The sequence below is a fragment of the Paracoccus sp. S4493 genome (assembly GCF_000967735.1).
Classification (GTDB): domain Bacteria; phylum Pseudomonadota; class Alphaproteobacteria; order Rhodobacterales; family Rhodobacteraceae; genus Paracoccus; species Paracoccus marcusii.
Genome location: NZ_JXYF01000028.1, coordinates 1 through 24,332, shown reverse-complemented (window position 1 = coordinate 24,332; position 24,332 = coordinate 1). Strand labels below are relative to the sequence as shown.

Annotated in this window: 22 protein-coding genes and 1 pseudogene; 17 read left to right on the top strand and 6 right to left on the bottom strand. The window is 68.5% G+C overall.

Going from position 1 to position 24,332, the window contains the following annotated elements:
- Positions 1-26 precede the first annotated feature (26 nt).
- From minE to TW83_RS05700, 5 genes are all read right to left on the bottom strand, one after another.
- Positions 27-296 carry a cell division topological specificity factor MinE gene (gene minE, locus TW83_RS05720; protein ID WP_176695051.1) on the bottom strand — a complete coding sequence of 90 codons (270 nt, stop codon included), beginning with the start codon at positions 294-296 and terminating at the stop codon, positions 27-29.
- Complete coding sequence (gene minD / locus TW83_RS05715; RefSeq protein ID WP_045981816.1) at positions 293-1,141, bottom strand: septum site-determining protein MinD; 849 nt, start codon at positions 1,139-1,141, stop codon at positions 293-295. Before minD ends, minE begins: the two co-directional genes overlap by 4 nt.
- Positions 1,138-1,902 (bottom strand): septum site-determining protein MinC, encoded by a 765-nt coding sequence (gene minC, locus TW83_RS05710; RefSeq protein WP_045981815.1) that lies wholly within the window; start codon positions 1,900-1,902, stop codon positions 1,138-1,140. The genes minD and minC overlap by 4 nt, the downstream gene beginning before the upstream one ends.
- Before the next feature lie 220 nt (positions 1,903-2,122).
- Positions 2,123-3,133, bottom strand: coding sequence for a peptidoglycan-binding protein (locus TW83_RS05705; RefSeq protein ID WP_045981814.1), 1,011 nt, complete (start codon positions 3,131-3,133; stop codon positions 2,123-2,125).
- A gap of 138 nt (positions 3,134-3,271) precedes the next feature.
- Positions 3,272-4,201 carry a DMT family transporter gene (locus TW83_RS05700; protein ID WP_239441289.1) on the bottom strand — a complete coding sequence of 310 codons (930 nt, stop codon included), beginning with the start codon at positions 4,199-4,201 and terminating at the stop codon, positions 3,272-3,274.
- A 149-nt stretch (positions 4,202-4,350) separates the two neighbouring features.
- Here TW83_RS05700 and TW83_RS05695 point away from each other — a divergent pair, with 149 nt between their 5' ends.
- The 14 genes from TW83_RS05695 to TW83_RS05630 all read left to right on the top strand — a co-directional run bounded on the left by TW83_RS05695 (position 4,351) and on the right by TW83_RS05630 (position 20,525).
- Positions 4,351-4,569, top strand: a complete 219-nt coding sequence (locus TW83_RS05695) for a DUF3072 domain-containing protein (RefSeq protein WP_045981813.1) — start codon at positions 4,351-4,353, stop codon at positions 4,567-4,569.
- Positions 4,570-4,688: 119 nt separating this feature from the next.
- On the top strand, positions 4,689-5,549 hold the full coding sequence (locus tag TW83_RS05690; protein WP_045981812.1) for a gamma-glutamyl-gamma-aminobutyrate hydrolase family protein: 861 nt from the start codon (positions 4,689-4,691) through the stop codon (positions 5,547-5,549).
- Positions 5,550-5,650: 101 nt separating this feature from the next.
- Entirely contained in the window at positions 5,651-6,430 is a 780-nt protein-coding gene (locus tag TW83_RS05685) for an SDR family oxidoreductase (protein WP_045981811.1), read from the top strand.
- On the top strand, positions 6,430-8,229 hold the full coding sequence (locus tag TW83_RS05680; protein ID WP_045981810.1) for a glycoside hydrolase family 15 protein: 1,800 nt from the start codon (positions 6,430-6,432) through the stop codon (positions 8,227-8,229). Before TW83_RS05685 ends, TW83_RS05680 begins: the two co-directional genes overlap by 1 nt.
- A gap of 112 nt (positions 8,230-8,341) precedes the next feature.
- Complete coding sequence (locus TW83_RS05675) at positions 8,342-8,911, top strand: type 1 glutamine amidotransferase domain-containing protein (protein WP_045981809.1); 570 nt, start codon at positions 8,342-8,344, stop codon at positions 8,909-8,911.
- Positions 8,912-9,343: 432 nt separating this feature from the next.
- Positions 9,344-10,423: a DUF475 domain-containing protein gene (locus tag TW83_RS05670; RefSeq protein WP_045981808.1), complete on the top strand. Its 1,080-nt coding sequence runs from the start codon at positions 9,344-9,346 to the stop codon at positions 10,421-10,423.
- Between the two features lie 149 nt (positions 10,424-10,572).
- On the top strand, positions 10,573-11,805 hold the full coding sequence (locus tag TW83_RS05665; RefSeq protein ID WP_045981807.1) for an MFS transporter: 1,233 nt from the start codon (positions 10,573-10,575) through the stop codon (positions 11,803-11,805).
- Positions 11,806-11,889: 84 nt separating this feature from the next.
- Positions 11,890-12,636 (top strand): damage-inducible protein, encoded by a 747-nt coding sequence (locus TW83_RS05660; protein WP_045981806.1) that lies wholly within the window; start codon positions 11,890-11,892, stop codon positions 12,634-12,636.
- Complete coding sequence (locus TW83_RS05655; RefSeq protein ID WP_045981805.1) at positions 12,557-14,065, top strand: DNA polymerase Y family protein; 1,509 nt, start codon at positions 12,557-12,559, stop codon at positions 14,063-14,065. Before TW83_RS05660 ends, TW83_RS05655 begins: the two co-directional genes overlap by 80 nt.
- Positions 14,062-17,268 (top strand): error-prone DNA polymerase, encoded by a 3,207-nt coding sequence (locus TW83_RS05650; protein ID WP_045981804.1) that lies wholly within the window; start codon positions 14,062-14,064, stop codon positions 17,266-17,268. The genes TW83_RS05655 and TW83_RS05650 overlap by 4 nt, the downstream gene beginning before the upstream one ends.
- Before the next feature lie 46 nt (positions 17,269-17,314).
- The gene (locus TW83_RS05645; protein ID WP_045981803.1) at positions 17,315-17,677 is read left to right on the top strand and encodes a helix-turn-helix domain-containing protein; all 363 of its coding nucleotides are present in this window, start codon (positions 17,315-17,317) and stop codon (positions 17,675-17,677) included.
- Positions 17,674-18,753, top strand: a complete 1,080-nt coding sequence (gene arsB / locus TW83_RS05640; protein ID WP_045981802.1) for an ACR3 family arsenite efflux transporter — start codon at positions 17,674-17,676, stop codon at positions 18,751-18,753. The genes TW83_RS05645 and arsB overlap by 4 nt, the downstream gene beginning before the upstream one ends.
- Complete coding sequence (arsH, locus tag TW83_RS05635; RefSeq protein ID WP_045981801.1) at positions 18,750-19,463, top strand: arsenical resistance protein ArsH; 714 nt, start codon at positions 18,750-18,752, stop codon at positions 19,461-19,463. The genes arsB and arsH overlap by 4 nt, the downstream gene beginning before the upstream one ends.
- A 72-nt stretch (positions 19,464-19,535) precedes the next feature.
- Positions 19,536-20,525, top strand: a complete 990-nt coding sequence (locus tag TW83_RS05630) for a D-2-hydroxyacid dehydrogenase family protein (RefSeq protein ID WP_045981800.1) — start codon at positions 19,536-19,538, stop codon at positions 20,523-20,525.
- On the opposite strand, the gene TW83_RS05625 is transcribed toward TW83_RS05630, so the two are convergent.
- Positions 20,509-21,621, bottom strand: a complete 1,113-nt coding sequence (locus TW83_RS05625) for a tripartite tricarboxylate transporter substrate-binding protein (RefSeq protein WP_052714650.1) — start codon at positions 21,619-21,621, stop codon at positions 20,509-20,511. The two genes, TW83_RS05630 and TW83_RS05625, sit on opposite strands and share 17 nt — an antisense overlap.
- A gap of 122 nt (positions 21,622-21,743) precedes the next feature.
- Here TW83_RS05625 and TW83_RS05620 point away from each other — a divergent pair, with 122 nt between their 5' ends.
- The 3 genes and pseudogenes from TW83_RS05620 to TW83_RS05610 all read left to right on the top strand — a co-directional run.
- Positions 21,744-22,418, top strand: coding sequence for a response regulator transcription factor (locus tag TW83_RS05620; protein ID WP_045981799.1), 675 nt, complete (start codon positions 21,744-21,746; stop codon positions 22,416-22,418).
- Entirely contained in the window at positions 22,415-23,827 is a 1,413-nt protein-coding gene (locus TW83_RS05615; protein ID WP_045981798.1) for a sensor histidine kinase, read from the top strand. The genes TW83_RS05620 and TW83_RS05615 overlap by 4 nt, the downstream gene beginning before the upstream one ends.
- 98 nt (positions 23,828-23,925) lie before the next feature.
- A pseudogene (locus tag TW83_RS05610) lies at positions 23,926-24,332 on the top strand (tricarboxylate transporter); the annotation flags it as partial.

Here is a 24,332-nt window from a genome sequence, read left to right as displayed (position 1 = left end):
CCCCGTGCAGGGGCCAGCCGCAGGGATCAGTTCGACTTGACCGCGGGCAGGTCGATGTTGATCTCAAGGCTGGACATGTTGTCGCCACGCTCCATGCGGACGTCGACATCCTTGTCGCCGATCGGCACGTGCTTGCGGATCGCCGCGACGATGTCGCGCTGCAGCATCGGCAGGTAATCCGCCTCGGCGGTGCCGCTGCTGCTGCGTTCATGGGCCAGAAGGATCTGCAGGCGGTCCTTGGCCGTCTGCGCGGTCGCGGGCGGGGTCTTCTTGCGGGCGAATCCGAACAGGTTCATGACGCCCGCCCGAACAGACGCTGGAACAGGCCCGGGCGGCGTTCGCCCTGGATGCGCATCTCGACCTGGGTGCCGGTCAGTCGGCTGACGGCGTCGTTATAGGCCTGGGACGCGGCGGAAGGGCCGTCCAGGGTGACGGGCGTGCCGACGTTCGACGCCTTCAGGATCGCCTTGCTTTCCGGCACGACGCCCAGCAGCGGGACGGCCAGGATCTCCAGCACGTCGTCGACGGTCATCATCTCGCCGCGGTCGACGCGCTCTTGGTCATAGCGGGTGATCAGGACCTGCGCCTTGATGGGCTCGGCGCCCTGGGTCTCGGCGCGCTTGGTCTGGCTGCTCAGCAGGCCCAGGACGCGGTCGCTGTCGCGCACCGACGAGACCTCGGGGTTGGTCACGACGACGGCCTCGTCGGCGAAATACATCGCCATCTGGGCGCCGTGCTCGATCCCCGCCGGGCTGTCGCAGACGACATAGTCGAATTCGGCCTTCAGCTCGTTCAGGACCTTCTCGACGCCCTCCTTGGTCAGGGCGTCCTTGTCGCGGGTCTGCGAGGTCGGCAGGATCGACAGCGTGTCGACCCGCTTGTCCTTGATCAGCGCCTGCTTCAGCTTGGCGTCGCCCTGGATGACGTTGATGAAGTCGAACACCACCCGGCGTTCGCAGCCCATCGTCATGTCCAGGTTGCGCAGACCCACGTCGAAGTCGATGACGACGGTCCGGAAGCCCTTCTTGGCCAGCGCGGCCGAGATCGCCGCCGACGATGTCGTCTTGCCCACGCCGCCCTTGCCCGACGTGATCACGATGACCCGCCCAAGGGGCGGGTTGGTCTTGGGTTCTGTCGTCATGCGATCACCTCCATGCAAAGTTTTTCATCCCTGAGATATATGTGCGTGCAGCGTTGGAGGGCCGCCGCATCCAGCGTCTCGCTGGTCTGGTAAAGGCCCGCGATGGCCACCAGTTCGGCGCTGAGGTTCTGACAGAAGATATGCGCGCCCTCGTCGCCATGACATCCCGCCATCGCGCGCCCGCGAAGCGTGCCATAGACATGGATGTTGCCCGCCGCCACCAGCTCGGCGCCCGACGCCACGGTTCCGATGATGGTCAGGTCGCCATGTTCGGCCATCACCCGCTGTCCGGACCGGACGGGCGCGTGGATGACGACGTTCTGGACCGGGGGCGGCACGTCGGCTGCAGCCGCGGCACCCGACGCGGCGGCGGCAGCGGCGGCCGCGCGGGGCAGCGGTGCGTCGCGTCCGGTGGTCACCGGGATAAGCCCGTGCCGGTCCAGCAGCGCCTCGTCCATGCCATGCGCGTTCTGGACGCCGAAGACCCGCAGTTCGCGGGTCCGTAGATGCGCCAGCAGGTCACCGATGCGGCCGTCCTCGCGCAGGCCGGGGGCGTTGGCCAGGTCCAGCACCATCGGCGCGCCGGCGAAGAACTGGGGCGTTGTGCGCAGCTGTTCGTCCAGCTGGGCATAGAAGGCCGGGTCCGGGCTGTCACGATCGATGCGCAGGACAAGCGCGGTCAGGAATCGACCGCGCACCTGAAAGGCGGCGACGGTGGCCGGCGCGCGATCATGCCGGTTCCGGGCGTATCGTTCTGACACGTCGAGGCTGCTCCTGCTCTGGGGCGGGTCGCGATTCGGTGCCGCGCCGCTTTTGTTGACCCTCCTCTTTCACGAACTGGCGGACAAAGGAAGAATCTCCGCGCATTTTCAGCAGGAACCCGCCGCCGGAATGGCCCGCCCAAGGCAGACAGGCGGTTCCCTGCCGACGCGCGCGACCCCCTGCGCCGCGATCGCGGCCGCCGCGCAGGGCCGGATCGGGTCAGATGCGCGCCTGCTGCCGCAGCGTGCGGACCTGTTCGGCCGTCAGATAACGACTGGCCGCCAGACCGTTATCGCCCTGCCAGCGGGCAATGGCGCTGCGGGTCGAGGGTCCGAACGCCCCGTCGGCGCGCCCGTTCAGATAGCCCAGGCTGATCAGCTGACGCTGGATCGCCACGCGTTCGTCGCGGGTCAGGCCCAGCAGCTCCTCGTCAATGGCAGCTGCGCGGTTCTCGGTCGGCGCCGGGTCGCGGCCTGCCGCATCGCTTTGCAGCGATCGGACCTGCGCGTTGGTGACATAGCCCGTCACCCGTTCGCCGGTGTCGCGCTGCCACATGCGGATCGCCTCGCGCGTGCCGGTGCCGAACAGGCCGTCCGCGCCCTTGGGGTCATAGCCCAGGGCGATCAGGTTGCGCTGGATCTGCACGCGCTGGCTGCGCGACAGGCGCAGGTCCAGTTCGGCCTGCGCCGCGGATGTCGCCGGATCGGCGGGGGCGGGGTTCGATGCGGCGGCCCCGTTCTGCAGCATCCGCGCCTGGTTGGCGTTCAGATAGCCGTTGCCCGGAAGCTGTCGGGAATCCTGCCAGGCCGCGATCGCGCGGCGCGTGCCGGACCCGAAGACGCCGTCGATCCCCGACCGATAGAAGCCAAGCGTCGCCAGCCGCCGCTGGATCGCCATGCGGCTGGCCCGCGACAGGCCCAGATCGGCCTCGGCCCGCGCGGCGTTGTTCTGCGCCACCGGCGCGCCGCCAAGGTTCGACAGCCGCTGGCGGGCCTCGCGCGCATGGGTGCCGTTCGGATAGGCGTCGAGATACTGGCGATAGGCCGCGGCAGAGCCGTTCTCGACCACGCCCTGCCACAGCGAGCTTTCCTGGGCGGCCTGCTGCTGTTCCAGCAGGGTCTTGGCGATCGTGCCGACCATCTCGCCCAGGTCGGTTTCCGCCATCGCGATCTGGCCGGGCAGGGCCATCGTGCCTGCCAGCATCGTGGAAATGATAAAGCGTCGCATCATGTCTGTCCTTCCCGCGCGGATCAAAGCCGTACTGTCAACGTGCGTGATACCCGAAATATTTCCCGCGGAACCGGCGAAGACGCAAAATAAAGCAGATGTGTCCGTTCGTGTCGGGACCGGAGGGCCCCCGCGCGACGCCTATCGCCGCGCGGCGGGACGGACCGGGGCGGGATCGCCGATGGCGGCGGCCTTGGCCTTGCCGCGCCACAGGATGAACAGGCCGGACAGCACGATCAGTCCCGATCCGACCAGCATCCCCACGGTCAGCGTCTCGTCGAACAGCGCGATCCCCAGGGCCGCGCCGAACAGCAGCCGGGTATAGCGGAATGGGGTCACGGCCGACACGTCCCCGGTGCGCATCGCCTTCATCAGGCAGGAATAGGCCCCGATGCCGATCAGGACGGTCGCCGACAGCAGCAGGGCGGCGCGCGCATCGGGCATCACGAAGCCCTGCCGCTGCCACAGGGAAAACAGCAGGCCGGCCACGGCCAGCGCCAGAAAGCCGTACAGCCCCAGGATCGCGGTGCTGAGGCTGCGGGGCGCGGCGCGACTGGCCAGGTCGCGGCCCGCAAAGCCCAGCATGCCGATCACCGCCAGCAGCGACAGGGCCGAGAACCCGCCCGTCCCCGGCCGCAGGATGATCAGCACGCCCAGCAGGCCCAGCCCGATCGCCGTCCAGCGCCGCCAGCCCACCCGTTCGCCAAAGATCAGGGCCGCACAGGCCACCACCACCAGCGGCGTCGCCTGCAGGATCACAGTCGCCGTGGACAGCGGGATCAGCGCCAGCGCCAGGACATAGAACAGCCGTCCCGTGATCTCGAAGAACACCCGGACCCGCATGGCCCGCGAGAGCACGTCCGGCGTCATCAGCGCGTCGCCCTGCGCACGGGCGATGATCGCGAACAGCGCCGCGCCGCCAAGGCCGAACAGCATCATGATCTGGCCCACGGGCAGCAGGTCCGACACTGCCTTGACCAACGCATCCTCCAGCGCAAAGGCCGCCATGGCGACGATCATCCATGCCGCGCCGATGGCGTTCAGCCGCGCGGGCGTGTCCGTCTTCAACATCGTGGTCCCCGCCGCTGCCTTGCGCCCTGCGCATAGGCGTCCCGGTCGCGATGTGCAAACCCCAACCATCTGTCGTCCACGGTACGAATGGAACGGAACCGGAACATGCGTATCGCGTTAACCATGCTGAAACACGAAAGGCTGTTCCCATGGACGATACCGATCCCAAATCCCATCCCGTCGACAACGCCGAAAAGGACCCGTCGGCCTGGGTCAGCGGCGATGATCCGATGACCGGCGCACAGGCGTCCTACCTCAAGACGCTCAGCGAGCAGGCGCACCAGCCCGACGCCTATGACGAGAGCATCAGCAAGGCCGAGGCGTCGACCCGCATCGATGCTCTGAAGGCCAAGCTGGACCTTGAATAAGACCGGGCTGCGGGCCGCGCTGGCCCGCAGCCTGATCCCGCCTGTCGCGGTCGTGCGGGAACGACCGGATCGCCGTCGCGTTGGCCGGCACCTTTTTCCCTGTTGATCGGACCTGAACCGTGCCCCTTCGCATCCTGGTTGTCGCCAGCGAGACCAAAGACCAGCGTGACGAACGGCGCCGCTATGCCAATACCGCTTCCGACGAAAGCTATGCCTTGGCGCTCAAGGCCTTGCGCGATGATCTCGAGATCGTTTCGACCTCCTGTGTAGAGAACGGCACGCAGATGAGCCTGCGCGATCTGGCGCAGTTCGACGGCATCGTCTTTGCCGGATCGCCGATCCAGATGCACCATGTCAGCGACGAGACGCGCCGTGCCTCCTCATTCATGCGATTGGTCTTCGATTCAGGGACGCCGTCCTTTGGATCGTGTGCGGGATTACAGATCGCGGCGGTGGCCGCCGGGGGCGCGACCGGCCCGCGACAGCCGGGCATAGAGGCCGCGCTGGCCCGCAACATCCTGACCACCGATGACGGTCGCGACCACCCCATGCTGGCCGGTCGCCCGCCGGTCTGGACGGCGCCCGCGATGCATTCCAGCATCGTGACGACCCTGCCGCCGGGCGCACGGGTGCTGGCCCGGAACGCCGACACCCCCGTCGAGGCAGCCGAGATCCGGCATGGCAACGGCGTCTTCTGGGGCGTCCAGTATCACCCCGAGATCACCTTGGCCGAGGTCGCGGCCTCGCTGCGCCGCCAAGCGTCCGACCTTGTCGATGCCGGGCTGGCCGCCAGCATCAAGGCGGTCGAGGATCATGCGGACAGGCTGCAGGCGCTCAGCGACGACCCCGCCCGCACGGATCTGGCCTGGCAGCTGGGCGTGGATGGTCAGGTGACCGACACGGCCAACCGCATTCGAGAGATCGGCAATTTCCTGTCCGCGCTTGAGGGGGACGCCCTGCGCCTGCCGCATGGGCGCTAACCCCGACTGCGGCCCGTAACATCGGGACGCGATGCCGCGGCGCGGAACGACGGTCGGGGGCAGGCGTTGGCCCCGGAACTCAGCCATTCGGACCGCATCCCATGCCAGACACCCCGCAGAACCCCCTTGCCATCGTGACCGGCGCCGATTCCGGCATCGGGCGAGCAACCGCCATCGCGCTGGCCAAGGCGGGCCATGACCTGTTGATCACCTATCGGTCGGACCGCGACGGCGCGTCCGAGACGGTATCCAAGATCACCCAGATTGGCCGCCGGGCACGCCATGTGCGTTGCGACCAAAGCGTCCCTGACGACATCGCCGCGATGTTCGCGGACCTGGATGACCAGGGGATCGCCGCGCGCGTGCTGGTCAACAATGCCGGCATCGACGCCAGCGGCACGCCGGCGGCACAGATGACCGACGATGACTGGCTCAAGACGATCGCCACGGATCTGACCGGTCCGTTCATGCTGTGCCGCGCCTTTGCCACCCGTGCCGTCAAGGCGGGGAACGGCGGACGGATCGTCAATGTCAGCTCGATCCACGAGGATACGCCACGCATCGGATCGGCCGCCTATGACGCCGCCAAGGGCGGGCTGCGGATGTTGACGCGCACGCTGGCGCTGGAACTGGCAGGCGATGCGATCACCGTGAACAACGTGGCGCCCGGCATGATCCTGACCCCGATCAACCAGGCGGCCAAGGACGACCCCGACCTGCGCCGCAAGATGGAGAAGAACATTCCCCTGGGCCGCGCGGGCGAACCGCACGAGGTCGCCGACCTGATCGCCTTTCTGGCATCGGACGCGGCGGCATACGTGACGGGGCAAAGCGTCTTCATCGATGGCGGGCTGTCGATCAACCTGGGGCAGGGCGCCTGATGGCGCGCGACGCCGCGGGCTATCTGCCCCTGTCCGATTATGCGGCGCTTGGCGACGGGCGCGGCGTGGCCCTGGCCGGTGCGGACGGGGGCATCGACTGGTGGTGCGTGCCGAACATGGACAGCCCGCCGCTGTTCGATCGCCTTCTGGTCGGTCACGACGTGCTGGAAAACGGCGCGCAGGGCGGCCATTTCACGATCACGCCGCGGGGGACGTTCTCGGCCACCCGGCGTTACCGGCCCGACAGCAACGTGCTGGAGACGCGGTTTCGCACCGATGACGGCGTGGCCGTGCTGATCGAAAGCCTGAACAGCTCCACCGCAGGACGGCTGCCTTGGGCGGAGCTGGCGCGACGCATTCAGGTCCTGGACGGGCGGATGAGCTTTGACGTGGTGCTGCAGCTGGGCCACCGGTCGGGCAAGCGCAGCCCCTACATGGCCAAGCGCGGCCCCTACGAGACGTTCCATGTCGGATCGGTGCTGGGCCTGTTCCTGCATGGCGAACAGCTGCAGATCGACCATCGCGGCGACGACCGGGTCGAGGCGCGGCTGGTCCTGACCCGGGGCCAGACCGAGGTCATCGCCATCGTCGCCGGCGCGAACGAGCCGCTGGTCGTGCCGCCCCTGTCCGACATCGACGCCCGCATCGACCTGTCCGACCAGGAATGGCGCGACTGGTGCGCCCTGATCGCGCCCGACCTGCCCGACCGCGATTTCCTGATGCGGCAGGCGCTGGCGCTCAAGGTGCTGCTCTATGCGCCCAGTGGGGCGATCGCCGCGGCGGCCACGACCTCGCTGCCCGAACGGATCGGGGGCGACAAGAATTACGACTATCGCTTTGCCTGGGTGCGGGACGCGGGCTACGTCATCGAATCCTTCCTGCACCTGGGGATCATGGCCGAGGCCAAAGCCGCGCTGACCTGGCTTTTGAACCAGCTTTGCGCGCATGGGGCCAAGGTCTGCTTTTCGCTGGACGGCGGCGTCGAGGAGGGCATGGAGGAGATCCCCGTTCCCGGCTATCGTGGATCCCGCCCGGTCCTGTCGGGCAACCGCGCGGCGCGCCAGCATCAGCACGGCATCTATGGCGACATCTTCGAGACGGTGTCGGCATTCGTGCGCGCCGGCGGCCTGATCGACGACCGCAGCGCCGAGACACTGTCGCATTTGGCCGATGAATGCGCCGACCGCTGGAAGCAGAAGGACAGCGGCATCTGGGAACTGCCGCAGCTTGAACATTACACGATGTCCAAGATCAGCTGCTGGCAGGCGCTGAACCGCGCGGTTGAACTGGCCGATGCCGGCCAGCTGCCCACCACCTGCCGCGACCGCTGGAGCCGCGAGCGCGCCCGCATCGCCGCCTGGATCGATGCGCATTGTTGGGACGCGGATATCGGCGCCTATGTCATGCATCCCGGCACCACGCGGCTGGACGCGGCGCTGATTCTGGCGGTGCGTTTCGATTACGACGGCCATGACCGTCTGCGCCGCACGCTGGATGCGATCGACGCGCAACTGGGCGCGGGCGGACACCTGCATTACCGATATACCGGGATGGACGCCGAGGAGGGGTGCTTTCTGGCCTGTTCGTTCTGGATGGTCGAGGCGCGCGTCCTGCTGGATCAGCGCGACAAGGCGCTTGCGCTGATGTCGGGGCTGCGCGCACGTATCGACGACGCGCCGGGCATCCTGCCCGAGATGATCGATCCTGACAGCGGCGAATGGCTGGGCAACATGCCCCAGGGTCTTAGCCATCTGGCGGCCTTGCAGGCCAGCTTGGCCCTGTCGCGCCACGCGCCGTGAAAGTTTTCAGGATGCCCCGCGGCTTGCGCGCCATCCGGTCGGTGCGCAGGAACCGTTCCCCCGGGGGGCCGCGTTCTATCAGCGAACGAACTGCTGCTGAAAGGAACGTCCCATGAAACTGGACGGAAAGAACATCGCCCTGCTGATCTCTCCCCGTGGAACCGAGGAGCCGGAGTTTTCCAAGCCGCTGGCCGCATTGCGCGACGCCGGTGCCAAGGTCACGGTCGTCAGCACCAAGACCGGCACCGCCAAGACGGTGAACGGCGATCTGGATCCCGGGTCGGATCACCAGGTCGACAGCGCGGTCGGGTCGGTCTCGGCCGGCGATTTCCATGGGCTGGTCATTCCGGGCGGCACCGTGGGCGCGGATACGCTGCGCGCGGACAAGGATGTGGTGGCCTTCGTCCATGACTTCTTCTCGCAGGGCAAGCCCGTCGGTGCCATCTGCCACGCCCCTTGGGTGCTGATCGAGGCCGGTGTGCTGAAGGGGCGGACCATCACCTCCTATCCCAGCCTCAAGACCGACATCACCAATGCCGGCGCCACCTGGGTGGACAAGGAGGTCATGACCGACAGTGGTCTGGTGACCAGCCGCAACCCGGACGATCTGCCCGCCTTCTGCGCCAAGCTGATCGAGGAGTTCGGCGAAGGGCGCCACGAAGACCAAACCCGCAGCGCCTGAGGCATTACCTGCGCCCGTCATCCGTGACGGGCGCGTCTGCTGACCCATTTATGGTCAAGCCGCGTCCCATTGGGACGAAAAATTCAGGGCCCACCGGGCCTTATTTTTTTGCCACTGAGATGACGCAGCCACAGTGACGCAATCGTGCCACCGCCGGCATTGGCCGTTTTCCAAACCGTTGTCGCCGATCTGACAAGATCAGCACAGGGTCCGTGCTTCCTGTTATCGACACCATATCCCCCGGCTCCGATCCGCGGAACGGCGCCCATCGCGGGAAAAGCTGAACGAAGGGCTTGCCGAATCTTCCCGGCGGACACACGGTCGCACGGCGTCGTGAACGCATCGAGTGGTGTCCGGGCCCCTCTGACGAAAGTGGCGGCGCTTTCGTGATGTCGGCACCTGTTTTCGGATTCACCGCCTGGACTTTTCCTCATGACACAGGACACCCTATCCACCGCGCAAAAGCGCCCGGTCCTTTCCTATCTGAAATGGGCGATCATCGTCACCTTCCTGGGCCTGGCCCTGGGCGCGGTGCTGGGATGGCAGACGACCGGCACGCTTGGGGGCATGCTGTCGATCCTGTTCATCGTCACGGTGCTGGCGGTGCTGGAGATCTCGTTATCCTTCGACAACGCCATCGTGAACGCCAACAAGCTCAAGGACATGCAGCCGGTCTGGCAGCGCCGCTTCCTGACCTGGGGCATCCTGATCGCCGTCTTTGGCATGCGGATCGTGTTCCCGCTGCTGATCGTGGTGATCGCGGCGGGCATCGGCCCGTGGCAGGCGCTGGTGCTGGCCGCCAGCCAGCCCGATGAATACGCCCGCATCATGCATGACGCGCACCTGCCCATCGCCGCCTTCGGGGGGACGTTCCTGATGATGGTCGGGCTCAGCTTCTTCTTCGACCACGAAAAGGACGTGCACTGGGTCGGCTGGATCGAACATCACATGGCCAAGTACGCCTCGATCCGCGGGGTCGAGGTCGCAGTGGTCCTGCTGTTCGTCCTGGGCTTCTCGCATCTGCTGGAGGGTGCGGAACGCACGACCTTCTTCACCGCCGCGATCTGGGGCCTGATGACCTTCCTGCTGGTCGAGGTTCTGGGCGGGCTGCTGGACAGCACGCAGGAGACCCTGCACGGTGCCGCCAAGGGCGGTCTGGGCGCGTTCCTGTACCTTGAGGTCCTGGACGCGTCCTTCAGCTTCGACGGCGTGATCGGTGCCTTCGCGCTCAGCCAGAACCTGTTCGTGATCGCGATCGGCCTGGGCATCGGGGCGATGTACGTGCGGTCCATGACCATCATGCTGGTCGAGAACAGCACCCTGTCGGAATACCGCTATCTGGAACACGGCGCCTTCTATGCGATCATCGCGCTGTCCGTGGTGATGTTCGCCCAGTCCCTTGTCCACATCCCCGAGGTCATCACCGGCCTGGGCGGTGCGACGCTGATCGGCATCTCGCTGTGGTCGTCGATCCGCTGGAATCGGCACGAGGCACAGCTCGCCGCCCAGTGACGACGCACCCTGCGGCCGCGCCCGACGCGGCCGCAGGAACGGCATGAATGGCGCGCCATCATTTATGTCGCAATTTCATCGTTCGAACGGGAACGATGGCGTGATCGGTGGGTTCGGCAGACGGACCACTGATCACAAGGGCGCATCCCATGGCCACAGTTTCGCGTTCCGGCCTGTCGGACAGCTCCCTGCTGGGTCTGGCGATCCTGAATTTCTTCCTGGCGGATGCGCGGGACGGGCTTGGGCCGTTTCTGGACGCCTTTCTGGCGACGCGCGGCTGGTCGCCGCTGACCCTGGGGGCGATCGCGACGGTCGGTGGGCTGATCGGCCTTGCCCTGACCCCGTTCGCGGGGGCGCTGGTCGACAGGTCGCACTGGAAACGTGCGCTGATCGCCGGCCCGGTGATCGTCATCACCGCGGGGGCGCTGCTGACGCTGCTGGTGCCTGATCCGGCCGTGGTCTGGGTCGGTACCATCGCCACCGCGGTGCTGGGCGTAGTCATCGCCCCCGCCCTGGCAGGGCTCAGCCTGGGGCTGGTCGGGCAGCGCGCCTTCCCGCGCCAGATCTCGCGCAACGAATTCTGGAACCACAGCGGCAACCTGGCATCGCTGATGGCGATCTATCTTGCCGTCAGCCTGTTCGGAGAGTTCTCGGTCGTCTGGCTGATGATCGTGACGGCGCTTGGGGCGCTGATCGCGCTGCGGATGATCCGCCCGGACCGGATCGACCATGACGTGGCGCGCGGCATGGTCGGGGGCCAGGGTACGGACGACCATGCCCGGCCATCCGGCCTGTCGGTGCTGTGGCACAACCGCGGCCTGATCCTGCTGGCGCTGGTGATGATGCTGTTCCATTTCGGCAATGCCCCGATGAGCCGGTTGATCGCGCAGGAATTCTCGATCCAGTTGGGAACGCCTTTCCGCACGACGGCGCTGATCACCGGGGTCGCACAGGCGACGATGATCGCGGTGGCCGCGGCGACCCCGTGGCTGATCCGGCGTCTTGGGTTGCAGTCGTGCTTTCTCATCGCACTGTGCGCGCTGCCGCTGCGCGGCGTCCTGGCGGGGATGGTCCCGGATTTCTGGGTCGTGGTTCCGGTGCAGATGCTGGACGGGATCGGCGCCGGCATGCTGGGCATCCTGACCCCGGTTGCCGCGGAACGGCTGCTGGCCGAGACCGGGCGGTTCAATCTGGGCTTTGCGACGGTGATGACCGTGCAGGGGGTCGGGGCGACCTTCTCCAACGTCTTCGCCGGCTGGATCGTGTCTGGCCACGGCTATGGCATGTCCCATTTCATCGGCGCGGGCGTGGCCCTTGCGGCCTTGGCGGTGTTCCTGCTCTTCAGCCGGACCATCGCACCCGGGTCCCAGCCCGCGGACTGAACGCGCAGGGGGATGGCCTGATGCGTTGACTTTTGATGGTGAAAAGAACAAAACAGGAACTTACAGCCCTGTTTTGGTAACCCCATGTCTGCCTCCTCCGCCACGCTTTCCGCGCTTCGCAGTCGCATCTCGCATCTCGAGGGGCATGTGCAGGCCCATGCGGTGCTGCCCTTCGGGCTGCCCGAGCTGGACCGCCGCCTGCCCCAGGGCGGGCTGGCCCTAGGCTGTCTGCACGAGGTCGCAGGCAGCGGTGCGGGCGCCGATGACGGGGCCGCGGCCGCCTGCTTCGCGGCCGGCATCGCCGCGCGCCTGCCGGGTCAGGTCCTGTGGTGCGTGACGCGGGCGGACCTGTTCGCGCCGGGCCTGGCGCAGGCCGGTCTGACCCCCGACCGGGTCATCCATGTCGAGGCCGGGGACGAGACATCCGTCCTGGCCTGCATGGAGGAGGGGTTGCGCCATGGCGGCCTGGCCGCCGTCGTGGCCGAGATCGGGCGCCTGTCCATGACTGCCTCGCGCAGGCTGCACCTGGCGGCCAAGAACACCGGCACCACGGGCATCGCGCTGCGCCGCTGGCGGTGGCTGGCGGATGCCGACGACTTTGGCCAGCCCACCGCGGCGATGACGCGCTGGCGCGTGTCGGAACGCCCCTCAGCCGCGCTGCCGGTGCCGGGCCTTGGCCGTGCGCTGTGGTTGGTGGAACTGATGCGCGCACGGGCGGGCGAGACCTTCGATCTGGAAGTGGAGGCATGCGATGGCACGGGTCATCTCGGTCTGCCTGCCGATGTGGCCGATCGACCGGCTGCGGCGGGTGGGCGATACGCCTTCGGATAGCGCGCCGCTGATCCTGTCGGGCCGGGCGGGCAGCCGCCGGGTGGTCACCGCCGCCTGCGACCGCGCGCTGGCGCTTGGGCTGCGGCCGGGCATGCCGGTCAGCAAGGCGCAGGCGATGATCCCCGACCTGCGCGTCGAGCCGGCCGACCCGGATGCCGACATGGCGGCGCTGGAACGGCTGGCCCTGTGGCTGATGCAGCGTTTCGCGCCCATCGTCGCGGTCGATCCGCCCGACGGGGTGGTGATCGACGCGACCGGCACCGACCATCTGCACGGCGGAGAGGACGCGATGCTGCAGGCGATCCTGGGCCGGCTGACCCTGTCGGGCATCGTCGCGCGGCTGGCCATGGCCGACACGTGGGGCGCGGCCCATGCCCTGGCCCGCCACGGCACGAACCTGCCCATCGTCGCGACCGGCGACATGCAGGCGGCGCTGGCGGCGCTGCCTTTGTCCGCGTTGCGCCTGCCGCCCGCCATCGTCGGCGGGCTGCAGGATCTGGGCTTTGCGACCATCGCGGATCTGATCGCGGTGCCGCGCGCGCCGCTGACCCGCCGGTTCGGACCTCAGGTGATGCGCCGCCTGGACCAGGCTCTGGGCAGCCTGGGCGAACCCGTGGACCCGCTGCGCCCTGCCGACTTGGTGACCGCACGCCGTGCCTTTGCCGAACCGATCGGCGCGGCCGAAACCATCGCCCGCTATATCGACAAGCTGGTCCGCGATCTGTGCCGCCAGCTGGAGGCGCGGGGCCTGGGCGCGCGGCGGCTGGACCTGATCTGCTGGCGGGTGGACAGCCGCGCCCAACCCGTGCGCGTGGGCCTGGCCGCGCCCCTGCGCGACCCCGCACGCCTGGTGCGCCTGTTGTGCGACAGGATCCCCACCATCGATCCGGGCTTCGGGATCGAGATCATGTCCCTGACCGCGACCCTTGCCGAACCCCTGGCCCCGCGCCAGACCGACAGCCTGCTGGAACCCGCGGCTCCCGACATGTCCAGCCTGATCGACAGCTTGACGAACCGGGTCGGCGCGCGCGCCGTCTATCGCCTGGCGCCGGTGGCCAGCGACGTGCCCGAACGGTCGGTCACCCGCGTGGCCCCGATGAGCGTCATCGCCGATGGCTGGCCCGACCACTGGCCGCGCCCCTCGCGGCTGCTGGCGCGGCCCGAACCGATCGACACCATGGCCCTGCTGCCCGACCACCCGCCCCGCTGGATCGTCTGGCGCGGCGCCCGCCACGACGTCGAGGGCGCCGACGGGCCGGAACGCATCTTCGGCGAATGGTGGAAGCGCGATGCCGAAACCCGCGCGGTGCGCGACTATTTCCGCATCGAGGACCAGGCCGGGCGCCGGTTCTGGATCTTTCGCCAGGGCGACGGAGAGGACGTGACCACCGGGTCCCACAACTGGTTCCTGCACGGTGTCTTCGGATGAGCTATGTCGAACTGCAGGTGACCTCGCATTTCTCGTTCCTGCGCGGGTCGTCCTCCGCGCAGGAGCTGTTCGCCACCGCGGCGCTGATGGGCATGCGGGCGCTGGCCGTCACGGACCGCAACAGCCTGGCGGGCATCGTCCGTGCGTTCGAGGCGTCCAACGACACCGGCGTGCGGCTGATCGTCGGCTGCCGCCTGGACCTGCGCTGCGGCATGTCGGTGCTGGTCTATCCGATGGACCGCGCGGGCTATGGCCGACTGTGCCGTCTGCTGTCCCTGGGCAAGGCGCGGGCGGGCAAGGGGGCGTGCCACCTGGACTGGGCCGATGTGGCGGACCACGCCCAGGGCCTTCTGGCAGTGTTGGTCCCCGACATGGCCGATGACGACTGTGCGCTGCGCCTGCGCCGGATGCGCGACGTCTTCGGCGATCGCGCCTATCTGGCGCTGACCCTGCGGCGGCGGCCCAACGATCCGCTGCGCCTGCATCGGCTGTCCCTGCTGGCCGCACGGGCCGGAGTGCCGACGGTGGTCACCAACGACGTGCTGTTTCATGACCCCGACTGCCGCATCCTGCAGGACGTGATGACGGCGATCCGCCACAACACGACCGTCGACGCCTTGGGCTTTCGCCGCGAACGCCATGCCGACCGCCACCTGAAGACCCCGGCCGAGATGGCGCGCCTGTTCGCCCGCTATCCCGATGCGCTGGCCCGCAGTGCCCAGATCGCCGACCGCTGCCGATTTTCGCTCAAGGAGTTGCGCTATCAGTACCCCGAGGAACGCCCCGATCCCTCGGTCAGCCCGCAGCAGACGCTGGAGGCGCTGACCTGGCAGGGCGCGGCCGTCCGCTATCCGGACGGGACCCCGCCCAAGGTCGCGGCGACCCTGCGCCACGAACTGGCCCTGATCGCCAAGCTGGAATACGCGCCCTATTTCCTGACCGTGAACAACATCGTCCGCCACGCCCGCAGCCAGGGGATCCTGTGTCAGGGGCGGGGGTCGGCGGCCAATTCCGCGGTCTGCTTCGTGCTGGGCATCACGGCGATCGACCCCCAGGGCGGCAACCTGCTGTTCGAGCGCTTCATCAGCGAGGAACGCCACGAACCCCCCGACATCGACGTGGATTTCGAACACGAGCGGCGCGAGGAGGTCATCCAATGGATCTATCGCACCTATGGCCGCGATCGCGCCGCGCTGACCGCGACCGTGATCCGCTATCGCACCAAGGGCGCGCTGCGCGACGTGGGCAAGGCCCTGGGCCTGCCCGAGGACGTGATCCGCGCCATCTCGGGCCAGATCTGGGCCTGGTCCGAGGACGGCGTGCCCGAAACCCTGCTGCGGGAGCTGAACCTGAACCCCGCCGACCGCCGCATGCGGCTGACGCTGGACCTGGCGGCGCGGCTGCGCGGCACGCCCCGGCACCTGTCCCAGCATCCCGGCGGCTTCGTCCTGACGCAGGACCGGCTGGACGAGCTGGTCCCGATCGAACCGGCCGCGATGCAGGACCGCCAGATCATCGAATGGGACAAGGACGACATCGACGCGCTGAGGTTCATGAAGCTGGACGTGCTGGCCCTGGGGATGCTGACCTGCATCGCGCGCTGTTTCGCCCTCTTGGACCGCCACAAGGGCCTGCGGCTGGACCTGGCCACGATCCCGGCCGACGACGAGGCGACATTCGACATGATCTGTCGGGCCGACACGCTTGGCATCTTTCAGATCGAAAGCCGGGCGCAGATGTCGATGCTGCCGCGGCTGAAGCCGCGCAGCATCGCGGACCTGACCATCCAGGTGGCCATCGTCCGGCCCGGCCCGATCCAGGGCGACATGGTCCATCCCTATCTGCGCCGCCGCGCCGGGCTGGAGGCGGTGGTCTATCCCAAACCGGAACTGGAACAGGTGCTGGGCCGCACCTATGGCGTGCCGCTGTTTCAGGAACAGGCGATGCGCATCGCCATCGAATGCGCGGGCTTTACCCCCGGCCAGGCCGACATGCTGCGCAAGTCGATGGCGACCTTCAAGCTGACCGGCGGGGTGTCGGCCTTTCGCGACCGCGTCATCGAGGGGATGATCGCCAACGGCTATGATCCCGAATTCTCGGAAAAGATCTTCCGCCAGCTGGAGGGGTTCGGCAGCTATGGCTTTCCCGAAAGCCATGCGGCCAGCTTCGCGTTGATCGCCTATGCCTCGGCCTGGCTGAAATGCTGGCATCCCGACGTGTTCTGCGCGGCGCTTCTGAACAGCCAGCCGATGGGGTTCTATGCCCCGGCCCAGATCGTGCGCGATGCGCGCGATCACGGCGTGGCGATCCGCCCCGTCTGCATCGCGCTTTCGGACTGGGACTGCACGCTGGAACCGGCGGGGCAGGGGTTCGCCGTCCGCTTGGGTCTGCGCATGGTCAGGGGGCTGGCCGAAACCCATGCCCACGCCATCGTGGCCGCCCGGCCCGCCGCCACGGCCCAGGACCTGTGCCGCCGCGCGGGCGTGCCCGCCGCCGCCCTGACCCGCATCGCCGAGGCCGACGGCTTTCGCCCGACCTATGGCCTGGCGCGTCGCGAGGCGCTGTGGGCCATTCGCGGCCATCAGCCGGACCTGCCGCTGTTCGCCGCCATCCCCGCCCCGGAACCCGCCGTCGCCCTGTCCCCCATGCCCGCCGGACGCGAGGTGGTCCAGGATTACGCCCATACCGGCGTCACCCTGCGCCGCCACCCGCTGTCCTTCCTGCGCGACAGCCTGACCCGCCGCCGCATCCGCCCCTGTGCCGAGGCGATGGCCAGCGCCGACCGCCGCTGGATGCATGTCGCGGGGCTGGTGCTGGTCCGTCAGCGCCCCGGATCGGCCAAGGGCGTGATGTTCATCACCCTGGAGGATGAAAGCGGCATCGCGAACCTGGTGCTGTGGCCCAAGGTCTTCGATCGGCACCGGCGCATCGTCCTGGGTGCGGGCATGATCGGGGTCGAGGGCCGCGTCCAGCGCGCCGGAGAGGTGGTCCATCTGGTCGCCCACCGCCTGACCGACATGTCGGCAGAGCTTGCCTCCGTCGGTCGGCAGGGCGCCTTTCCGCTGCCGCACGGCCGCGGCGACGAATTCCACCGCGGCGCGCCGCCCCCCGATCCGCGCAGCGAGGGCCCCAAGCCCCGCCAGATCTATGTCCGCGACCTGCCGCGTGACGGGATCACCGTGAAGACCCGCGATTTCCGCTGACGGTCCGGTCCTTGCGGGGCCATGACGTTTCTGTATAACATGAAGTATGGAAAAGAACCGCACCCTGGACGTCCTGTCCGCGCTGGCCCATGACATCCGCCTGGATGTCTTTCGTCTGCTGGTGCAGGCGGGGCCCGCGGGCATGGCGGCCGGCGACATCGCCACGCGGCTGGACATCCGCCCGAACACGCTGTCGAACAACCTGACCATCCTGACCGCCGCGGCCCTGGTCCGGTCGGTCCGCGAGGGGCGCTCGATCCGCTATTTCGCGCGAATGGACACGATGGGCGGCCTGCTGGGCTTTCTGCTGCAGGACTGCTGCGGCGGTCGCCCCGACCTGTGCCAGCCGGTACTGGACCAGATCGCCCGCACTTGCGGGCCCATGACACGCACGGATGCCGCCCCATGACCGAACCGTCCCCCGCACAGCCCAGCCCCCTGGGCGTGTTCGAACGCTGGCTGACCCTGTGGGTCGCGCTGGCGATGATCGCCGGGCTGGCGCTTGGCGCATTGGCGCCCGGCGCCGTGCAGGCCATCGCCGCGGCCGAGGTCGCCTCGATCAACCTCGTCGTCGCGGTGCTGATCTGGGCGATGGTCTATCCGATGATGGTCAGCGTCGATTTCGCGGCCATCGGCGGCGTCGCCCGGCAGCCCAGGGGCCTGCTGATCACGCTGGTGGTGAACTGGCTGGTCAAGCCCTTCACGATGGCGCTGCTGGCGGTGCTGTTCTTCGATCACGTCTTCGCCCCCTGGATCGCGCCGCAGGATGCGCAGCAATATATCGCCGGTCTGATCCTGCTGGGCGCCGCGCCCTGCACGGCGATGGTCTTTGTCTGGTCGCAGCTGACACGGGGGGACGCGACCTATACCCTGGTGCAGGTGTCGGTGAACGACTTGATCATGGTCGTGGCCTTTGCCCCCATCGTGGCCCTGCTGCTGGGCGTGACCGACATCGCGGTGCCATGGCAGACGCTGGTCCTGGCAACCGTCCTCTATGTGGTGCTGCCGCTGGCGGCGGGCCTGCTGACGCGGCGCGTCCTGCGCGACCCCGCCCGGATCGAGGCGTTCTCGGCGCGGGTCAAGCCCCTGTCGGTCCTGGGGCTGATCGCGACGGTCGCGATCCTGTTCGGCCTGCAGGGCCGGACCATCCTGGACCGCCCGGCCATCATCGCGCTGATCGCCGTGCCGATCCTGATCCAAAGCTATCTGATCTTTGCCATCGGCTATGGCGCGGCCTGGCTGATGCGCGTGCCGCACCGCATCGCAGCCCCCTGCGCGATGATCGGCACGTCCAATTTCTTCGAACTGGCGGTCGCGGTCGCCATCAGCCTGTTCGGCCTGAATTCCGGCGCCGCGCTGGCCACGGTGGTCGGCGTGCTGGTCGAGGTGCCGGTGATGCTGTCCCTGGTCGCCTTCGCCAACCGCACGCGGGGGCGGTTCCCGGACCCTTTTTCAGCCCCCGCACCGAAAGGACCCGCCCGATGACCGATGCCGCGACCCTGAACCCCGATGCCTTTCGCCCGGTCCGGGCCGCCGACCTGGTGCCCGCCGCCCGCAGCAGCCATCCGACACGGATCCTGATGCTGTATGGATCGCTGCGCGAGCGCAGCTTCTCTCGCTTCGCGACAGAGGAGGCCGCCCGCATGCTGACCGCCCTGGGGGCCGAACCGCGGATCTTCGATCCCCGCGGCCTGCCCTTGGCCGATGCGACCGAGGCCGACCATCCCAAGGTGGCCGAACTGCGCGACCTGGTCGGCTGGTCCGAGGGGATGGTCTGGTGTTCACCCGAACGCCACGGCGCGATGACCGGGGTGATCAAGACGCAGATCGACTGGATCCCGCTGTCCCTGGGCGGCGTGCGCCCAACGCAGGGCAAGACGCTGGCGGTGATGCAGGTCTGTGGTGGCAGCCAAAGCTTCAACACCGTGAACCAGCTGCGCATCCTGGGCCGCTGGATGCGGCTGCTGACGATCCCGAACCAGTCCTCGGTCGCCAAGGCATGGGACGAGTTCGACGACGACGGCCGCATGAAGCCGTCCCCCTATCACGACCGCATCGTGGACGTGATGGAGGAACTGGTGCGCTTTACCCTGCTGACCCGCGACATCCGCGATCAACTGGTCGACCGCTACTCGGAACGTGTCGAAAGCCACGAGGCGCTGTCGCGGCGGGTGAACCAGGGCCAGGCGGTCTGACGGGTCGTGCGGGCTTGACGGTGCCGCCGGGGTTGCCGACAGTCGGTCCGACCCGATCCTGGAAGGCATCCCATGGCACTGAAGATAGCGGTTCTTGACGACTACGCCGACGTGGCGCGCCGATATGCCGACTGGCCGCAGGGCGACGATGTCACGGTCTTTCACCGCACGATGACCGACCCTGCCGAACTGGCCGCGACGCTGGCGCCCTTCGACGTGCTGTGCGTCATGCGGGAACGGACGCCGCTGGACGGCGCCCTGATCCGCGCCCTGCCGAACCTCAAGCTGATCGTGACCACCGGGGCCCGCAACCTGTCGATCGACGTGGCCGCCGCGCAGGAACGCGGCATCACCGTCTGCGGCACGCAATCACGGGGGACGACCACCGCCGAATTCGTGATGGCGCTGATGCTGGCCCTGACGCGGCGCATCGTCCCCGAGGCCAATTCCGCCGCCGCCGGGGGCTGGCAGACGGGCATGGGCCGCGACCTGTCCGGGCTGACGCTTGGCATCGCGGGCTTTGGCCGTATCGGGCGCCAGGTCGCCACGCTGGCGCGGCCCTTCGGGGTCGAGATCCTGGCCTGGTCGCGCAGCCTGACGGCGGACCGGGCCGCGGCCGACGGGGTGCGCCACGCGCCCGACCTTGATGCGCTGCTGCAAGGATCGGACATCGTGTCGATCAACCTGGTGCTGTCCGACACGACGCGCGGCCTGTTCGGGGAACGGGAACTGGCGCTGATGCGTCCCGACGCGCTGCTGCTGAACACCTCGCGCGGGCCGATCGTGCAGGTGGATCCGCTGCTGGCGGCGCTGCGCGCGGGACGCTTGGGCGGTGCCGCGCTGGACGTGCATGACGTCGAGCCGCTGCCCGACGGGGCGCCGGTCCTGGATCGCGACCTGATCGACAGCGGGCGGCTGCTGGTCACGCCGCATCTGGGCTATGTCAGCGACCAGACGTTCCGGATGTTCAACCGCCAGACCGTCGAGGCGGTCGAGGCCTGGAAGGCCGGCCGGCCGATCCGCGTCATGGGGGGCGGGCCGCAGGCTACTCCGTCAACCTGATCGAATATTCGTCGGCCAGCCATTCCAGCACGAAGCGGCGGGTGTCGTCGTCGATGCGCGTCACGCTGGCGGCCAGGTGCTGGGCATCGTCGCCGACCAGCGACTGATAGGCGCCCAGGATGGCCGGCGCGCGCGCGATGTATTCGGGGTCGCTGCGCGCCGCGCGGATCGCCTGCAGCCAGGTCTCGCGGATCGCGGGCGGGGTGTCGCCGGGCAGGACCAGCATCTTCTGCGCCGCGAACCCTGCCGATGCAAAGACGCGATAGGCGTCGTATTCCGGTCCCGACGGCTGCGTGCCGTGCAGGTGCTCGTACAGCTCCTCCAGCGTGGGCAGGTTGGGGAAGGTCGGGTCGCGCCGGACGCTGCCATCGGCGTCCACGATTCCCCAGCTGAACAGCGGCACCGCATCGCCCGCGGCGACCATCGGTGCCACGTTCTGCAGATAGGCCGAGGTGGTCTGATAGTCGATGTTGACCTCGTGAAGGCGCATCGCCTCCAGCCCGTCGTGCCGGCCGGTATAGCCGAAGACGTAGTTCGCATCCAGGCCCAGCACCCGGAAGGCCAGCATCGGCACGAGGTCCAACGAGGTGATCCCCTGGCTGGCAAAGACCAGCTGATGGTCCTGAAGCGCCGCGATGTCGCGCCAGGATGCGACCCCCAGATCGCCCGCCACATAGACCACGCCGCCCGTGGGCGATGCCATCAGCACCGACCAGTCGTCGAAATCGTACCGCACGCGGAAATCGCCCAGCAGATAGGCGAACAGCGACGATCCCGACGTGCCCAGCAGGCTGAGCCCGTCGGCCGACGCGTCTTCGGCGAAGGCGTTCGAGCCGCGCGTGCCGCCGCTGCCCGGTTCGTTGCGCACCACGATCGAGGGTTGCCCCGGCAGGTGACGCGCCAGCAGCGGTGCGTGGAACCGCGCCCAGACATCCGACCCTCCGCCCTGAGAGAACGGGATGACCAGTTCGACCGTCTGCCCGGCAAAGTCGACATCCTGTGCCGTGGCCGCGCGCGGCGACAGCATCGCCATCGCGGCGGTGACGCAGATCATCAGCGCGCCGGCAAGGCCGGGCGCGGTCGGTGCGTGTCGCATGGCTTGCCTCCCTGGCGTGGCGGCCTTGCAGCCGTCTCTCCCTGCTGCGTCATGTTTAGGGGCTGTATCTTCACCGATCCACCCCCTAAGAGGGAAAAGTCCCCCGAGCCGAGGCGAAGGCCATGCGGATCGTCCTGATCGAAGACAACCAGATGCTGGCCCGCGCGGTCGAGCAGGCGCTGCGCGAGCAGGGCCATTCCGTCGACTGGCTGGCCGACGGGCAGGATGGGCTGGACTTCCTGACCCATGACGGCGCCGATCTGGCCATCGTCGACATGAACCTGCCGCGGCTTGGCGGCCTGGACGTGATCCGCCGGACCATCGCGATGGACCTGGACATCCCGGTGCTGGTCCTGACCGCACGCGACGGGCTGGACGACCGGGTGGCGGGGCTGGATGCCGGGGCCGACGACTACATGACCAAGCCCTTCGAGATGGCAGAGCTGTGCGCACGCGTCCGCGCCCTGGGCCGGCGCCGCGGCAAGCGCGGTCAGATGGTCGAGACGATCGGCGGGCTGTCCTTCGACCGCGCGGGGCGCCGCCTCAGCGGGCCCGACGGGGTGATCGAGCTGTCCCGCCGCGAGCTGGCCCTGTGGGAGGCGCTGTTCGACAACGCCGAACGCGTGGTCGCGAAATCGGCCCTGTGCGACAGCATCTACGGCACCGGCGCGGACGTGGACGTGAACGCGGTCGAACTGCTGGTCTCGCGGCTGCGCCGCAAGATCGACGGCGGCGCGGTGCAGATCCGGTCGATCCGCGGGCTGGGCTATATCCTGCAGCAGGACGGGCCCGCATGACCGCGCCCGACGGTCGCGCGGTCAGCCTGCGGACGCGGCTGTTCGTGCTGATCGTGGTACCGCAGTTCGTGCTGGCGGTCCTGGCCAGCGTGGTGCTGCACTGGATGGCGCGCGACATGTCGCGCAACCTCTATGACGACACGCTGAAGGTGGTGGCTCATGCCGTCGCGCGCGAGGTCATGGTAACCAAGGGCGACCTGATTGCGGAATCGCTGCTGACATCGCTGCAGGGCGCGATCGGGGATCCGCTGTTCTATCAGGTCCATGCCGCGGGCGGGCGCTTCATCGTGGGGCGCACCGATGCGCCGCCCATCCCGGCGGGCCGCGAATACCCCGAGGCGGTGCCCGTCTTCTACAACGCCGTCTACAACGACCAGCCGGTCCGCGCGGTGGTGCTGCGCGAATACATCACCGATCCCGAACTGGACGGCTGGACGACCGTGCGCGTCTGGCAGACCGTGACCCGGCGCGAGGCGCTGACCCTGCAGATGCTGGGACAGGCGGCGGCGGTCGTGGCGCTGATGGTGGCCCTGGGGGCGGCGCTGGTTTGGTTCGGCATCAATCGCGGCCTGTCGCCGCTGACCGACCTGCGCGACGCGGTTGCCCTGCGCAATCCCCAGGAGCTGCGCCCGATCCGCCGCCGCGTCCCGCGCGAGGTCGTGCCGCTGGTCGCAACCATCAACGGGCTGTTCCAGCGGCTTGGCGCGGAACTGGACCGGCGGCGGGCGTTCATCTCGAACGCGGCGCATCAGCTGCGCAATCCCGTGGCCGCGATCCAGGCGCAGGCGGAATCCGCCCTGCACGCGCGATCGGATGCCGACCGCCAGCAGCGGCTGACCGACCTGCACGAACTGTCCCGCCGCCTGTCGCGCCTGACCCAGCAGATGCTGCGGCTGGACGCCGCCAGCGACGCGCTGGACGCACAGGGCGGCGCCCCCGCCGATCTGGCGCAGATCGTGGCCGAGGTCGCGCGTCGCCATGTCCCCGCGGCCCTGCGCCGCGACGTCGACCTGTCCCTGGACGGGGTCGAGGGGCCGCTGCCCGTGGCTGCGAACCCCGTCCTGCTGGAGGAGGCGGTCGACAACCTGATCGACAATGCCCTGAAATACGGCACCCCCCAGGGCAGCGCGCTGCGGCTGGAACTGTCGCGCGACGGGGGCATGGCCGCGCTGCGCGTGCGCGACCAGGGCGACGGTATCCCCGCCCAGCTGCACGACGCGGTGTTCGAGCGATTCTTCCGCGTCAGCACGGCGGATGACGGCGGATCGGGGCTGGGCCTGCCCATCGTGCGCGCCATCGCCCGGCGCGCGGGCGGCGACGCGCGTGTCGAACCGTCCGACCGCGGCTGCGTCATCCTGCTGACGCTTCCCTTGGCAGAGGCTGATGCCCCATCGGGCAGAAAAAGTTAACGCAGCGGCATCCTGACAGTCTTTGGACAGCTTCATGTGCGATGACTGTCCCGTTCGCCCGGTGCCCCAGGTGCCGGACCAATGGGAGGAATAAAAACATGCAAGCAACACTGCGTCGCCTCAAGGGCGCCGTCGCCGCCGCATTCGTGGCCGCCAGCCTGACCGCAGCCCCCGCCACCGCGCAGGACGTCGATTTCTCGGGCCAGACCGTCGAATGGTGGGTTCCCTTTTCGGAAGGCGGCGGTTCGGATGTCTGGGCGCGTTTCTTCGCCCCCTACCTGTCGCGGCATCTGCCCGGCAATCCCAACGTGATCATCCGCAACGTCCCCGGCGGCGGCTCGATCACCGGAACCAACGAATTCGCGGCCCGCGCGCGTCCGAACGGCCTGCAGCTGCTGGGCACGTCGGGTTCGACGCAGTTCCCGTTCCTTTTGGGCGACACGCGCGTCCGCTATGACTATGCCGATTTCGAACCGGTGCTGGTCTCGCCCACGGGCGGCGTGGT